Raw genomic sequence first — 14,500 nt, forward strand, 5'->3', positions numbered from 1 at the left:
AGCTTTGCCGCCTCGTAGATTAAGGAGGCAGGCAAACAGAAGAGGGGGCGAGACATGTTCTTCGACGACACCACACTCGACATCGTAACCCGCGCGCTGGTGCTGTCCGCCATCGGCGTGGCCTGGGTCGTGGCGCTAGTCCGCCTGGTCGGGCTGCGCACGCTGTCGAAGATGACCAATTTCGATTTCGTGATCACCCTCGCTACCGGGTCCCTGCTCGCGGGGCTGGTGCAGGCGACGGCATGGACCGGTTTCTTCCAGGCGCTGCTGGCGATGGCGGCGCTGATCTTCCTGCAGTTCCTGCTGGCGAGGCTGCGGCGCAGTTCCGATCGCATCGAGGCTGCCATCCAGAACGGGCCGATGTTTCTGATGTACGATGGCGAGTTCATCGATGAGGCGCTCAAGGTTTCGCGCGTGGCCAGGAGCGATGTCCTCGCCAAGCTGCGCGAATCCAACGCGCTCGAGATGGGCAAGGTTCGCGCAGTAGTGCTGGAAACCACCGGCGACGTCTCGGTGCTCCACGGCGACCGGCTCGACGATCGCGTGGTCGAGGGGATCGAGCGCCCGTGACACTGGCTAGGCTGCCGGGGTGCGATCCAGCCGCTTCGCCAGCGCTACTCCGCCGACGATCAGGAATGGCACCAGCACCACGCTGAGCACGACCTTGGCGATGACCTGACCGATCATCAGATTGGTGATGTCGAACTCGCCATAGAAGGCGAGCGTGACGAAGATCACCGAATCGATCGCCTGGCTCAAGGCGCTGGCGATCGCCCCGCGCGCCATCAGCCCCAGCGTATTGCCTTCGCCCTTGCCGCGCAGCCGCGAGAAGATCCAGACGTTGAGCAGCAGCGACACCAGATAGGCCGCGGGCCCGGCCATCATGATCCGCGGAGTCTGCGACAGCACCGTCTCGAAGGCGGCCAGATCGCCGCCGCGAAACTCGACCATCTCGGGCGAGGCGGGCAGCGACAACACCACCCAGATCAGCGTGGCCGAGACCGCCAGCGGCAGGAAGCCCCACCACACCAGCCGGCTTGCGAGCTTTTCGCCATAGAGCTGGGCGATGGTGCTCGAGATCACCACCAGCAGCAGGAAGGCGAAGATTCCCGATTCCACCGCCAGATCGGTCGGCCACAGCTGTACCTGCTTGAACGCCAGTACGCCCGCGAGCACCGTCATCCCGCCATAGAACAGCAGGTAAACGAACAATCCGCGTGGCATGGCTGCGGCAGCGATGCGGGTCGAATCGGCAGGTTGGGTCATCTGGTCGGGCCCCGTTTCGCGGAATAGGTGGAAGATCGGTCGGTTAACGCAGCGCCGAAATTGACTAATGGGGCCATGCGCGCAAGACAGCGCCCGATTTCATCCGCAGTTCCCCCTTACCGGAAGGCTCCGCATGCCGCCCATCGTTGCCAGCCTTATCGGTATCTTGGTGATCCTCGCGATCGCCTTCCTGCTGTCGGTGGGCAAGCGCCGCATCCGCCTGCGGGTGGTGACCGCGGCCTTCGCGCTGCAGGCGCTGATGGCCTTCCTCGTGCTCGCCACCGATGGCGGCCGCGCGGTGATCCAGGCGATGTCCAACGGGGTGGCGGCGCTGCTCTCCTATGCCGATCAGGGCACGCAATTCCTGTTCGGGCCCAACGAGACCAACCCGCTGGCCAACACCTTCGCGCTGGGCGCGCTGCCGGTGATCATCTTCTTCGCCGCGCTGGTGTCGATTCTCTATCATCTCGGCATCATGCAGAAGGTCGTGCGCTGGGTCGGCGGCGCGATCGGCTGGGTGACCGGCATTTCCAAGGTCGAATCGCTGGGCGCCGCCGCCAATATCTTCGTCGGCCAGTCGGAAAGCCCGCTGGTGGTGCGCCCCTATCTCGCTGCGCTGGCGCCCTCGCGGCTGTTCACGCTGATGACCGTGGGCATGGCGGGCGTCGCGGGGACGATCCTCGCGGCCTATGCCGGGCTGCTGGGCAATGAATATCTGCCCTTCCTGCTCGCGGGCGCCTTCATGTCGGCGCCGGGCGGGATCCTGATGGCCAAGATCATCATGCCCGACGAGGACGAACCCTCGCCCGAGGCGGAGGGGCGGCTCGACCTCCCCGAAAACCGCATCAGCGCCGATGGCCCCGCGGCGCTGGTCGAAGGCGGCAAGGCGCACGAGGTCGAGATCGCCGAGACCTTCGAGGAAGGCCACAAGCCCGCCAACATCATCGAAGCGGCGGCGCAGGGCGCGCAGACCGGGGTCAAGCTGGCGGTCGCGGTCGGCGCGATGGTGCTCGCCTTCGTCGCACTGGTGGCGCTGGCCAACGGCCTGCTGGGCTGGGTCGGCGGGCTGTTCGGCTATTCCGAACTGTCGTTCCAGATGGCCCTCGGTGCGGTTTTCGCGCCGGTCATGTTTCTGATCGGCATTCCCTGGGAGGATGCGGGGATCGCAGGCGGGCTGTTCGGCACCAAGATCGTGCTCAACGAATTCGTCGCCTTCATCGAGTTGGGCGCGCTCGACCCCGGCGCCTTGTCCCAGCGCAGCCGCGCGATCGTCACCTTCGCGCTGTGCGGTTTCGCCAATTTCAGTTCGATCGCGATCCAGATGGCGGTCACCGGGGGGCTTGCGCCCAACCAGCGCCCCGTTATTGCGCGGCTCGGCCTGCGTGCGCTGGCCGCCGGTTCGCTCGCCAATCTGATGAGCGCGGCGCTGGCGGGGCTGTTCCTGCCGTATTGATAGGGTTTTAAGCCATGTCCGACATCGCCAGCGTTTCGATCGCCCGCCCGCTCGAGGAAGTGGCGCAGGAGCTGGGTCGCAGCTTCGAGGAATACGGTTTCGCGGTGATTCGCGATCACGGCATTCCGCAGGCGCTGATCGACCGCGCCGAAGCGATGTCCAAGGCCTTCTTCGCGCTGCCCGACGCTGACAAGCGCGCCTATCATATCCCCGGCGGCGGCGGCGCGCGCGGCTACACGCCCTTCGGCACCGAGAAGGCCAAGGGCGCCGAGGTTCAGGACCTCAAGGAGTTCTGGCACGTCGGGCGCGAACTGTCCGAGGGGCACGAACTCTCGCAATTCATGGCACCCAACATCTGGCCCGGCGAGGTCGAGGGCTTCCGCGCAACCTTCACCGAACTCTACGCCGCTTTCGAGGAGGCCGGAGGCCGCGTGCTCGAGGCGATCGCAATTCATCTCGGCCTGCCGCGCGGCTTCTTCGCGCCCACGGTCGAGGACGGCAATTCGGTGATGCGGCTGCTGCGCTACCCGCCGCTCGAGGGCGAGGATGCGGAAGGGGCGATTCGCGCTGCGGCGCATGGCGACATCAACACCATCACGCTGCTGCTGGGCGCGGAAGAAGCCGGGCTCGAACTGCTGACGGCCAGCGGCGAATGGCTGGCGGTGGATCCGCCCGAGGGCGCGCTTGTGGTCAACATCGGCGACATGCTCGACCGGCTGACCAACGGAAAACTGCGTTCGACCACCCACCGCGTGGTCAACCCGACCGGCGAGGCGGCCTACCGCGCGCGCTATTCGATGCCGTTCTTCCTGCACTTCCGCCCTGACTACGTGATCGAGACGCTGCCGTCCTGCATCGATCCCGCCGCGCCCGAGGATCATCCCGCGCCGATCTCGAGCCATGATTTTCTGATGCAGCGCCTGCGCGAGATCAATCTCGCCTGACCGGATTCGCGGCTCGGCTCCTGTGGCTGTGGCGCAACAGCGGCGAAAGTTCCCGCAGTGTGTCCTGTCGGGCACACCTGTAACGCACTGAATAAGCGGACGATTTCGTGTCCTTTCGCTCTTGCAGCATAAACCGTCAGCGCGTGTCTTTATCATGTCACATAAGAGTCGCTTGGGGGCGGCGAGCCCGCTAACGGCGGGACGCGTTTTTCGTTCCCCATCCATTCACGAGTCGAAGGGATCCGCTCGATGAAGATTAAGTACCTCCTGGCCGCGTCGGTCGTCAGCCTCACCGCAGCCACCGGCATGATCGCCGCCCCGGCCGCCGCCCAGCAGATCACCTCGGGAATCGAGGGTCGGGTCGTCGACGAAGCCGGTGCCCCGCTCGGAGGCGCCACGATCGTCGTGACCGATACCCGCACCGGTCAAAGCCGGACGCTGGTGAGCGACAGCGACGGTTCGTTCCGCGCCGCGTCGCTCGTCCCCGGCGGTCCCTACACAGTCACTGCCACCGCCAGTGGCTATGAAGGCCAGACGGTCGAGGGCACATACATCACCGTCTCGGGCAACACCGACTTTACCTTCGAACTGGCCCCGAGCGCCGCCGAGGGCCTGATCGTCGTCACCGGCGCACGCGCCAACGTGCAGCGGCTCGCGGTCGGACCGGGCACGGCTTACGGCGAAGCCACGCTCGAGGCTTTCCCCTCGCTCACCCGCGACGTGCGCGACATCATCCGTCTCGATCCGCGCGTCAGCCTCGACCGCGACAACGAGGTGGACCGTATCTCCTGTCTCGGCGGCAACGACCGGTCGAACACCTTCACGGTTGATGGCGTCGTCCAGGCCGACGTATTCGGCCTCAACGGCACGCCGTTCGCCGCGCGCAACGCGCTGCCGCTGCCGTTCGACGTCATCCGCGAGACCTCGGTCGAATTCGCGCCCTTTGACGTCGAATACTCCGATTTTACCGGCTGTCTCGTCAACGTCGTGACCAAGTCGGGGACCAACGAGTTTTCGGGCTCAGCCTTCTACACCTTCCGCAATGCCGACCTGCGCGGCGATTCGATCGACGGCGTTCCCAACATCGTCGATGATTTCGAAGAGAAGCGCTGGGGCGCGACACTAGGCGGGCCGATCATCCCCGATCGCCTGTTCTTCTACGCCGGCTACGAGGAAACCGATCTCGCCGATGCCAATGATTTCGGTCCGCAGGGCGCCGGTTTCCCCAACGAAGCCACCTTCGCCGATCAGGGCCAGTTCGACCGCTTCTCGCAGATTGCGAGCTCGGTCTACGGTCAGGATGTCGGCGGCTACCCCACGACCCTGCCCGAATCGAGCGTCCGCTATTTTGGACGTCTCGACGCCTACGTTACCGAGGGACAGCGGCTCGAGGCCACCTATCAGCGGCTCGAGGAAACCAATGTCGAACCCGACTTCGGCGGCTCCAACCTCACGGGCTTGAACTCGTTCGAGGACGAAGGCACGGTTTCCGACTACTATTCGCTCCGGCTCTATTCGGACTGGACCGACCGGGTTTCGACCGAATTGCGCCTCAGCCGCGCTGAAGTGTCCGACGTCCAGGGGCCGGTCGGATTCGGAGAAGCACAGTCAGAGAATCCCACGGTGCGTCTCGTAGTCGGCGTCTCGCAGCCCGGTGACGATGGCATTCTCGGGACCCTCGACGACGACAATGGCGTGCTCTCGACCGGACCGGGCATCTTCCGCTCGGCCAATGCGCTCGAAACCCGGGTCGATCAGGCGCGTTTCCTGATGAACATCGATGCCGGCGACCATGTGTTTAAAATCGGTGCCGAGATCAACGATCTCGAAGTCTACAACCTGTTTGCGGTGAACGCTACGGGTTCGCTCTACTTCGCCAATCTGAGCGATTTCGAGCAGGGCTTGGTCACCACGGGTACGACCTTCTTCCCGGACGCGGACGACGTCGTAAGCGGCGATGCCTACGGCGGCGACATCAACGCCACCCCTACCGGCGACATCAACGAGGCTGCGGCGACCTTCGGACGCACCATCTATTCGTTCTACGCTCAGGACGAATGGCAGGCGACCTCGCAGCTCTCGCTGACCGCGGGCCTGCGGGTGCAGTTCTACGATGGTGATGCACCGCGTCCCAACCCGGCCTTCTTCAACCGCTACGGCTTCACCAACGCCGTTCCGTTCAGCAAAATCGATCCGGTGCTCCTGCCGCGCTTCGCCGCCACCTACGAACTCGACAACAGCGGCTTGCTGAGCAACACCCGGCTGGTCGGCGGCGTCGGCATGTATTCGGGCGGCGACCCGGTGGTGTTCTTCTCCAACGCCTTCTCCAACAACGGCTTCTCGACCGGTCTCGGCACGACGCTGGCGTGCAGCCCCGCGATCACCGATGTCGTGGTCGGGGGCCAGTTCACCGGCTTCCCGGATTGCGCGGCGGCAGCCGGTTCGGCCCAAGCCGCTGCCGGTCTCGCCGATACCCAGTCGACCGATCCCGACTTCAAGGCTCCGACCGTACTGCGGGCCAATTTCGGTCTTAGTTCGGATCTCGGCACCGAGACCGGGTTCTTCGGGAATTGGAGGCTGAACCTCGACTACATCTATTCGAAGTTCATCGACCCGATCAACGTCGTCGATCTGTCGCAGACCCCCGACGCTCGCCGGGCGGATGGTGGCTTCACCGTCGATGGTCGTCCGATCTATCGTGCGATCGACCCTTCGAGTGCAGGCTGCACCGCTGTCCTGCAGGGCACGGGCGGAACGCCGCCGGTCTACAGCAACGTCAACGCAGCATGCTTCAACACCGGCCGTGACGACGAACTGCAGTTGACCAACGGCCAGAGCTACGAAAGCCACACGGCTTCGATCCTGCTGTCGAAGGACTTTGCAGGCGGCTTGTTTAGCGATGGGGGCAGCACGGCGCTGCGGTTCGGCTATGCCTGGACCGACTCCGACAACTTCCGCAATGTGGGTTCCTCGACAGCCACCTCGAACTACGATGTTACGGCGGCTTTCGACCGGCAGAACCCGGCGGTTTCGACCTCCAACTTCGAGACCCGTCACAACTTCACCGCCGCGCTCTCGTTCCGCGAAGAGTTCTTCGGTGATTTCGCAACCCGTCTGGGGGTCTATTTCAACGCCCGTTCGGGCAGGCCCTACAGCCTGACCTTCGACGGCGGCGGCGTGTTCAACGATAGTGCGTCGGGTTCGGGCAATGCGCTGATCTATCTGCCTACCGGGATCAACGATCCCAACATCTCGCCCTCGTCCGACGCGGGTGCGGTGCAGGATTTGCTGGACTACCTGGCGAATTCCGAAGTGGGCGAGCAGTGCAATTTCACCCTCGGGCAATCGATCGACCGCAACACCTGCCGGAACCAGTGGTTTTACGATCTCGATCTGCGCTTCAGCCAGGAACTGCCGTTCATCGGCAGCCTGACCGGCCTGGTGGACGATCGCATCGAACTGTTCGCCGACATGGACAATCTGCTGAACTTCTTCGACGATGGCGCGAACGTTTTCAGCCGTCGCGGCGGCTTCAGCCAGACTGTCGATCTCTACGATGGCGGCGTCGACCCGCAGGGTCGCTACATCGTTCGCGGCTTCAACCCGGAAGACGAAAACTCAATCAGCACCTCGTCCTCGATCTGGCGTATCCAGATTGGCGTGCGCTACGAGTTCTAAGCGAACCCCTACCGCTTGAACGGGAATACAGGATCGGCGGTCCCCACGGGGGCCGCCGTTTCCTTTTGCGGCGGGTTCCGCATGATGGAACGCGGCGCGGCGGGTGAACGTTTCCCGTTCAATGGATGTCGAATCGACCCGCTACCGCGCGACCCGGCGCCGCCCCAACGGCTGGGTGATCGCCGGGGTGGCGCTGATCCACGTCGCGCTGTTCTACGGGTTGATCCGCGCGCTTGCGCCCGGCGCGGTGCAGACGGTCGAGAACTCGGTGGTCGCGGCCTTCTCGGTTACCGTCACCACGCCCGAGGAAACTCCCCCGCCGCCGCCGCCGGAAGCCGAGCCGGAGCCCGACGAGGGCGCTCAGGGGGATCCGGGGCGCGATGCGGTGGCGGCGCCGGTCGCCGCGCCGACCCCGGCGGTGCAGTTGCGCGAGGACCGCCCGATGCCGCGCGCTACCTCGACCGGGACCGCCCCCAGCTCCGGCGCGCAGCAGGCGGGCGAGGGCACCGGCGCGGCGGGTAGCGGTCAGGGGACCGGAAGCGGCCGGGGCGGGGAGGGCCGCGGCGGGACCGTCGCGACCAAGCCGGTCAAGATCGCGGGCGATATCAACTCGGCGCGCGATTTTCCGGTCCCCGGGGGCGGGCGCCAGGCGCGGTTCGGCAATTCGGTGACGGTGGCGATGACGGTCGGCGTCGATGGCCGGCCACGCGATTGTCGCATCCTGCGCCCCAGCCCCGACCCCCAAGCCGACGCGATCGTCTGCCGGCTGGCGCTCGAACGCTTCGTGTTCCGCCCGGCGACCGACGAGCAGGGCAATCCGGTACCCGCCACCTACGGCTGGCGGCAGGACTGGTTCGCGCGTTAAAGCGGGCTTTATCATCCGGTGCTAGAAGCTGGCGCTGTTCGCTAGAAGGGCGCTAGAGGCGGGGCATGTCATCAATTCATCCGGTCATCCTGTGCGGGGGCAGCGGTACGCGGCTGTGGCCGCGCAGCCGCCCGGCGCGCCCCAAGCCGTTTCTCGACCTGCTGGGTGGGCGAACTCTGTTCCAGCGCAGCCTCGACCGGGTAGGCGGACCCGCCCGCTTCGCGCCGCCGCTGATCGTCGCGGGAGCGGCGCATGTCGCCGCAATCGAAGAACAGGCGGAGAAGAGTGCCGGAGCGCGTCTGCTGATCGAACCGGAACCGCGTAACACCGCGCCCGCCATCGCGCTTGCGGCGCATGCGCTGGCACCCGATGACATCATGCTGGTCTGCCCCAGCGATCACCATATTGCCGACGAAACGGCGTTCCTGGCCGGCGTCGAACGCGCCGCCCATCTCGCCCGCGAAGGCTGGCTGACCGCCTTCGGGATCGCTCCGACCGAGCCTGCGACCGGCTATGGCTACATCCGGATCGGCGAGCCGCTGGCAGGCGGACACCGCGTCGACCGCTTCGTCGAGAAGCCCGACCGCGCCATCGCCGAAGCCTTTCTGGCGAGCGGCGATCATGTCTGGAACGGTGGCATATTCTGCATGCAGGCAGGGCGCTATCTCGAGGAACTCGCGCGCCACCGCCCGGCGCTGGCGGCCAGTGTCGCCGCAGCAATGGCGCAAGCCGAACACCGGGGCTGGCAATGCCATCCGGCGCCCGCCCCCTTTGCCGCGATCGCCGGAGAATCGATCGATTATGCGGTGATGGAGAACACCGATCGCGCGACGGTGGTCTCCGCCGCCATGGGCTGGTCCGACATCGGTAGCTGGGATGCGGTGCTGGCCGCGCGCGCGCGCGATGCTGCGGGCAATTCCGCCACGGGCCCCGCCGATCTGGTCGAATGCCGCAATGTGCTGGTCGAAAGCGACGGCCCGCGGGTCTCCGCGATCGGGCTCGAAGATGTGGTGATCGTGGTCGATGGGGACGAGGTGCTGGTGACCACGCGCGCCGGGGCGCAGGCGGTCGGCAGGCTGCCCGGCGCGTGCGGGCAATGAGCGCCGATCCGGCTCGCTCGGGCCCGCTGCTCGCCACGCGCAGCGTCGCCAAGGTCTGGGGCCGCACGCAGCTGCCCGCGCCTTTTGCGCGCATCGAGAGCGAGCCGGTGGGCGAGATATGGTTTGAGCCCGGAGCGCTGCTGCCCGACATCCTGATCAAATATCTTTTCACCAGTGCCAGGCTGTCGGTCCAGGTCCATCCGCGCGCGGGCGAGGCCGGGGCAGGAGTGCCGGGCAAGGACGAATGCTGGCTGGTGCTCGATGCCGAGCCCGGCGCGCGGCTGGCGATCGGCTTCGACCGGCCGATCACCCGCGCGGCGATGCGCACGGCGGCGCTCGACGGTTCGATCGCGGAGCGGCTGGTGTGGCACGAGGCCGCGCCGGGCGATTTCTTCTACCTGCCCGCGGGCACGGTCCATGCGATCGGCGCGGGGATCTCGCTGATAGAGGTCCAGCAGAACACCGACATCACCTACCGCCTGTTCGATTACGGCCGCCCGCGCGACCTGCATCTCGACCAGGCGCTCGCGGTGGCTTCGGGCGAGGTCTATCGCCGCGAACTGCACCGCCGGGTCGATCCGGCCGCGAGTGCCTGCCTGGTCGAGGGCCCGCATTTCCGCGTCGACCACCTGGTCGGTGTACCCGGCGACGACTTGCTGAGAGTGCACCGAAGGGCGTACCAGGTGCTTCCGCTCGAAGGCTGCGTCGAGGTGGACGGCGTCGTCGCCGGTCCGGGCGAAAGCGCGATGGCGGCTTCGCTCGAGGCGGTGGATTTCGCCGCCAGCCGGCGCTGCCTGGCGGTCGGAGCGGTCTAGCTTCCGGCTTCGAACGCCGTCAGGATTCGCGCCAGTTCCTCGCGACCATAGGGTTTGACCAGCAATCCGCTGGCGCCCATTTCCTCGAGCTTGTCCTCCATCTCGCCATAGCCGGTCGCGAGCCAGAACGGCACGCCCATCGCCTTGAGCCGCCGGGCCACCGCCTCGCTCGATTCGCTCCCCAGATTGTAATCGAGCAGCGCCAGATCGAAGCGGGTGTTGTCCAGCGCATCGAGCGCAGCCTCGACCGAGCTTTGCACCACGACCCGTTCGACCCCGAGTTCGCGCAGGCTTTCCTCGGTGTCGAGCGCGATGATCATGCTGTCCTCGACCAGCAGCAGCGAACCGATCGACGCGGCGAGCGTATCGGCGCCCTTGTCGCGCAGCCTGGCGCCCGCGGCCTTGCGCTGCGTGCGCTCGCCATCAACCTCGTGGCAGGTGACGAAGCGGCCGGGCACCCAGAACTCCGCTTCGACCCCGCCGAGCCGGTAGTCGAGCTGTGCGCGGCCGTTGAGCTCGAAGGGAATCGACTTCTCGATGATCGTGCTGCCGAAACCGCGCCGCTCGGGCGGTTTTACCGGCGGTCCGCCGCGTTCCTTCCAGCACAGCGTCATCCCGTCGTCGTCGCAATCGACCTCGATCTCGAGCATGCCGCTGCTGTCGCACAGCGCGCCGTATTTGGCGGAATTGGTCATCATCTCGTGGATCACCAGCGCCAGCACGGTGTAGGCTTCGGGCGCGACCATGGCGTCGTCGCCGCTGATCCGCACCCGCTCCATCTTGCCGCTGACATAGGCTTGCGCCTCGGTCTCGATCAGTTCGCGCAGCGAGGCGGGCGACCAGTTCTGGCGGGTGATGTTGTCGTGCGCAGCGGCCAGCGCGTTGATCCGCCCGCCGACCAGACCGGCGAATTCCTCGATCGACACGGCATCGTGGCGCGACTGGTTGATCAGCCCGCGGATCAGGTTGAGGATGTTGCGAACGCGGTGGTTCAGCTCCGCGATCAGCAATTCCTGCTGCTGCTGGGCCTTGGCGCGCTCGGCGGCGACCTCGTCGGTCAGCCGCAGGATCACCTCGATCAGCGTGACCCGCAGGTTCTCCGCCAGCTGCAATTCGCCCTGCGTCCAGGCGGCGCTGCGGCCGCTGACGGTCTGCTTCCAGATGGCGAAGCTGCGGCGCGGCGACAGGCGGTCGCCCTCGGCTCCGGGCTCGACCGGCTTGTCGGGATTGCCCGCCCATTCGACCGTCTGGTTCAGCTCCTTGCGCCACAGCACGACATAGTCGCGCGGGCTGCGCGAGACCGGGATGATCAGCGCCCCCACCGCGCGGTCGGCAAAGGCCTGCGCCTTGTCGAAGCGCTGGGCGAGTTGCTGGGTGGCGATCACCGTGCTCGGTGCGGCGGCGTTGAGCTGCGGCCTGAGCGCGTGGAATTCCTCCTCGGTCGGGGTCGAACCGATCGCCTTGTAGATGCCTTCGACATAGGCGCTGATCCCGTTGTGCGGCAGCGAGCGCTCGATGATCGGGCGCAGCGTCGGCAGGGCCTCGACGAGCGACTGTCCCCCCACCACCGCGCGCATCAACCGGTCGTGCAGTTCGCGGCCCAGTGCGACCAGCTCGGTCTGCCGCCGCCCCAGCGAGCGCTCCACCGCCAGCGAGAACATTTCGGAGAACAGCTCCGCGCCGGTGCGCAGCGTATAGGGCAGCACCCGCGGCGCGTAGTGATGGCAGGCGAACAGCCCCCACAATTTGCCCCCGACCACGATCGAGATCGAAAGCGAGGCCTCGACCCCCATATTGGTGAGATATTCGATATGCACCGGCGAAACCGAGCGCAGCGTGCTCATCGACAGGTCGATCGGTTCGCCGTCGTCGCCCACACCGGGCTCGACCGGGACCGGCGTGGAGCGGACATCGCTGATGATCCGGAAGCGGTTGCGGATATAGAGTTCGCGCGCCTGCTGCGGGATGTCGGAGCGCGGGTAGTTGAGCCCGAGGAAGCTGTCGATCCCCTCGGCCAGCGATTCGGCGATCACTTCGCCGCTTTCGTCGTGGCGAAAGCGATAGACCATCACCCGGTCGAACCCCAGCAGCCCGCGCAGCTGATCCGCCGCCGTCTGGCACAGCGTGACCACGCCCTGGGCCTTCTCGAGCTCGCGCATCACCGGCTGGACCAGGCGCAGCTGGCGGTCGATCGGGTCGCCCTGATGCGGTTCGATCTCGATGATGGTCAGCCCGCCGCTGGTGTGCAGGGCGCAGTCGAAATCTTCGCCATTGCCGACCAAATCCACGTTGAAGATCCGCTCGACATCGTTTCCGCCGAGTAGCAGCGAAGCGGCCTTGGAGAGCAGCGCGATCGCATCGGCGGCGAACAGCGTCCTTACCGGATCGCCGGGCTCGGGCGCAGCGTCAACTCCGAGGATTTCGGCGAAGTTCGCCGAGCGGTGCGCCACCATCCAGTCACCCGTCAGCGCCAGCAGCGCGCCGAAATCCTGGATCATGCCCAACCGATGGATCGGCTCGCGATCGCAATTGGTCAGATCGACGGCTTGGGGGGTATCGGTCATCGGTCGGTATTCCGGGTCTGGTCGGTTAGGGCGGCAAGGAACGCCGAGAAGACGGCTTGCGCTCCGGCAACCGCGCGGCTGGCGAGTTCGGCGGAGGCCGGGCGCTCGATACGCGCGCGCAGCCCGGAAAAAAAGGCGGACATAGCGGGATCTGCGAGAAAACGCTCGGGACCTGCGGCGCCGATCTTCCGGCGCTGGTGGAGCATGGCGCGGTTGCCGAGCGATGATCCCGCCAGCGCCCACACCAGTCCGATCGGCTCGGCGCCCTGCGGCAGCGCGAATGCGGTTGAGTGCGGGAGCGCCAGACCGAGCTCCGCCAGATCGCGCGCGATCAGCGGCGCCTGCGCCGGCGGGGCTTGCGTCTCGGGCAGCGCCCGCGCGATCCAGCCTTCGATCGGTGCGCGTGCGCGATATTGGGTGAGCAGAAAGGTCGCATAGCCTTCGCGCGAATCCACCGGCCAATCGCCCATCGCCGCATCGAGGCGATCATGCGATTCCCGGGTCTCGCGCTTCATTATCCGGCGCAGCGTATCCTCGCCCGCGCGCGTGTTTCCTCGATCTGCCTGCAAGTCCCGTTATATCCCGACCAGGTTCGCGAGCCGGAGGACGTGACCGTCCTGGCGGACCCGCGATCGTCCAATGGAATGGAGCGCTTCGCAGCGCAATCGGTTCCGGCGAAATATCGCCGGATGCACCGACGCCGAGCGCCGCTTGCTACTTCTTGGCGAGAAGTTTCTGCCCCTTGTCGCGGATCGCACCCGCCACCATGGGTTCCATGAACGACAGCGCGAGCGGCAGATTGACTTCGAAGACCACCTGATGGTCCTCGATGATGACCGTACCGTCGATCCCCTGTCCCATCGCCCGCACCCCCAGAGTCATGTGATCCTCGTCGGGCCAGGCGGTCGTCACTTCGGCGATCCCGCCGGGCACGAAGCTGGCGATTTCGGGACTGCGTTCGCGCAGGCGGCGGCGCACTTCCTCGCGCGGCAGGTCGTGGGCGATGGGTACGCGCATCAATCGGCTCCGGTGGGCTTGGGGGTAGGCTTGGGGGTCGGATCATGCTCGAGCTCGGGCGAGGTCGCGGCGCCTTCCCCGAACTTGTAATCGAGAAAGCGGTGCTTGATCGCCAGGTCGTCGAGCGAGCCTTCGGCCAGCTGGCGGGTAATCGAATCGATCTCGCCGCTGATCTTGCCGAGACTGTCGGTCAATTGCTCGTCGGGAGTACCGCCCATCCGCGTCTCGCGGCGCAATTGCGCGGGGATGCGGCGATAGCTGTCGATCATCTCGGGCAATTGCTCACCCACCAGCGCGCGGATCTCGCGCGCCTTGGGATGCTGCTGGTCGAGCCCGTCGAGCTGCAGCCCGAGCCCGTCGAGCTGGACTCCGATCTGGTCCACCAGCGTCACCGCGGGCGGCGGGAGCGCGGGCCGCTGCGCCTCGAGCCACAATTCGGTTCGCCCGACCATCTGCTGGACATCGCCCTTGTTGATGTCCGAGCGGTTGGGGGTCTTCATCCGGGGGAATTTGCCCAGCACCGCCACCGCGACCACGCTGGCGAGCAGCAGCGCCATCACCCCGGCAAAGCCGATTCCGTCGAGCACCATCCCGAGGACGCCGGCCGCCACCCAGATCGCGAACAGCGCGATCACGATGTTGCGGATCTTGGCGACCCAATGCTTCTGCTTGGCCGCCGCCGAACCCTTGCCGATCGAGACCGCGCGCCGGTGGCGCCCGCCCGAGCGGTTGTCGTCGCGCAAGCTGCGGCCTTCCTCGATCAACCGGTCGCTGTCGTGCGTCAGATCGCCCAAACCG

General features: G+C 66.4%; 12 protein-coding genes. 7 read left to right on the forward strand and 5 right to left on the reverse strand.

The genetic code is table 11. The annotated features are described in order from the left end of the window. The first annotated feature begins 54 nt into the window (after positions 1-54). Positions 55-570: a DUF421 domain-containing protein gene (locus tag Q9K01_RS01995; protein ID WP_305928535.1), complete on the forward strand. Its 516-nt coding sequence runs from the start codon at positions 55-57 to the stop codon at positions 568-570. A gap of 6 nt (positions 571-576) precedes the next feature. Here Q9K01_RS01995 and Q9K01_RS02000 read toward each other — a convergent pair whose 3' ends face one another. Further along, positions 577-1,266, reverse strand: a complete 690-nt coding sequence (locus Q9K01_RS02000) for a queuosine precursor transporter (RefSeq protein ID WP_305928536.1) — start codon at positions 1,264-1,266, stop codon at positions 577-579. A 133-nt stretch (positions 1,267-1,399) separates the two neighbouring features. On the opposite strand from Q9K01_RS02000, the gene Q9K01_RS02005 reads away from it, so the two are divergent. The 6 genes from Q9K01_RS02005 (at position 1,400) to Q9K01_RS02030 (ending at position 10,121) form a co-directional block, all read left to right on the forward strand. Continuing rightward, the gene (locus Q9K01_RS02005; RefSeq protein ID WP_305928537.1) at positions 1,400-2,719 is read left to right on the forward strand and encodes a NupC/NupG family nucleoside CNT transporter; all 1,320 of its coding nucleotides are present in this window, start codon (positions 1,400-1,402) and stop codon (positions 2,717-2,719) included. A 14-nt stretch (positions 2,720-2,733) separates the two neighbouring features. Next, complete coding sequence (locus Q9K01_RS02010; protein WP_305928538.1) at positions 2,734-3,663, forward strand: isopenicillin N synthase family dioxygenase; 930 nt, start codon at positions 2,734-2,736, stop codon at positions 3,661-3,663. A gap of 249 nt (positions 3,664-3,912) precedes the next feature. Next, a complete protein-coding gene (locus Q9K01_RS02015) occupies positions 3,913-7,341 on the forward strand; it encodes a TonB-dependent receptor (protein WP_305928539.1) in 3,429 nt (1,142 codons plus the stop codon). A gap of 121 nt (positions 7,342-7,462) precedes the next feature. Continuing rightward, entirely contained in the window at positions 7,463-8,206 is a 744-nt protein-coding gene (locus Q9K01_RS02020; RefSeq protein WP_305928540.1) for an energy transducer TonB, read from the forward strand. A 65-nt stretch (positions 8,207-8,271) separates the two neighbouring features. After that, positions 8,272-9,306, forward strand: coding sequence for a mannose-1-phosphate guanylyltransferase (locus Q9K01_RS02025; protein ID WP_305928541.1), 1,035 nt, complete (start codon positions 8,272-8,274; stop codon positions 9,304-9,306). Then, the gene (locus tag Q9K01_RS02030) at positions 9,303-10,121 is read left to right on the forward strand and encodes a class I mannose-6-phosphate isomerase (RefSeq protein ID WP_305928542.1); all 819 of its coding nucleotides are present in this window, start codon (positions 9,303-9,305) and stop codon (positions 10,119-10,121) included. Before Q9K01_RS02025 ends, Q9K01_RS02030 begins: the two co-directional genes overlap by 4 nt. Here the strand turns inward: Q9K01_RS02030 and Q9K01_RS02035 are convergent. The 4 genes from Q9K01_RS02035 to Q9K01_RS02050 all read right to left on the reverse strand — a co-directional run bounded on the left by Q9K01_RS02035 (position 10,118) and on the right by Q9K01_RS02050 (position 14,496). Beyond that, on the reverse strand, positions 10,118-12,685 hold the full coding sequence (locus Q9K01_RS02035; RefSeq protein WP_305928543.1) for an HWE histidine kinase domain-containing protein: 2,568 nt from the start codon (positions 12,683-12,685) through the stop codon (positions 10,118-10,120). The genes Q9K01_RS02030 and Q9K01_RS02035 overlap by 4 nt on opposite strands. Next, the gene (locus tag Q9K01_RS02040; RefSeq protein WP_305928544.1) at positions 12,682-13,200 is read right to left on the reverse strand and encodes a biliverdin-producing heme oxygenase; all 519 of its coding nucleotides are present in this window, start codon (positions 13,198-13,200) and stop codon (positions 12,682-12,684) included. Before Q9K01_RS02040 ends, Q9K01_RS02035 begins: the two co-directional genes overlap by 4 nt. A gap of 199 nt (positions 13,201-13,399) precedes the next feature. Continuing rightward, positions 13,400-13,702: a polyhydroxyalkanoic acid system family protein gene (locus tag Q9K01_RS02045; protein ID WP_305928545.1), complete on the reverse strand. Its 303-nt coding sequence runs from the start codon at positions 13,700-13,702 to the stop codon at positions 13,400-13,402. After that, positions 13,702-14,496: a hypothetical protein gene (locus Q9K01_RS02050; protein WP_305928546.1), complete on the reverse strand. Its 795-nt coding sequence runs from the start codon at positions 14,494-14,496 to the stop codon at positions 13,702-13,704. The genes Q9K01_RS02045 and Q9K01_RS02050 overlap by 1 nt, the downstream gene beginning before the upstream one ends. Between the last annotated feature and the right edge of the window lie 4 nt (positions 14,497-14,500).

Origin of the sequence: Qipengyuania benthica, assembly GCF_030717865.1 — a bacterium.
GTDB lineage: Bacteria > Pseudomonadota > Alphaproteobacteria > Sphingomonadales > Sphingomonadaceae > Qipengyuania > Qipengyuania benthica.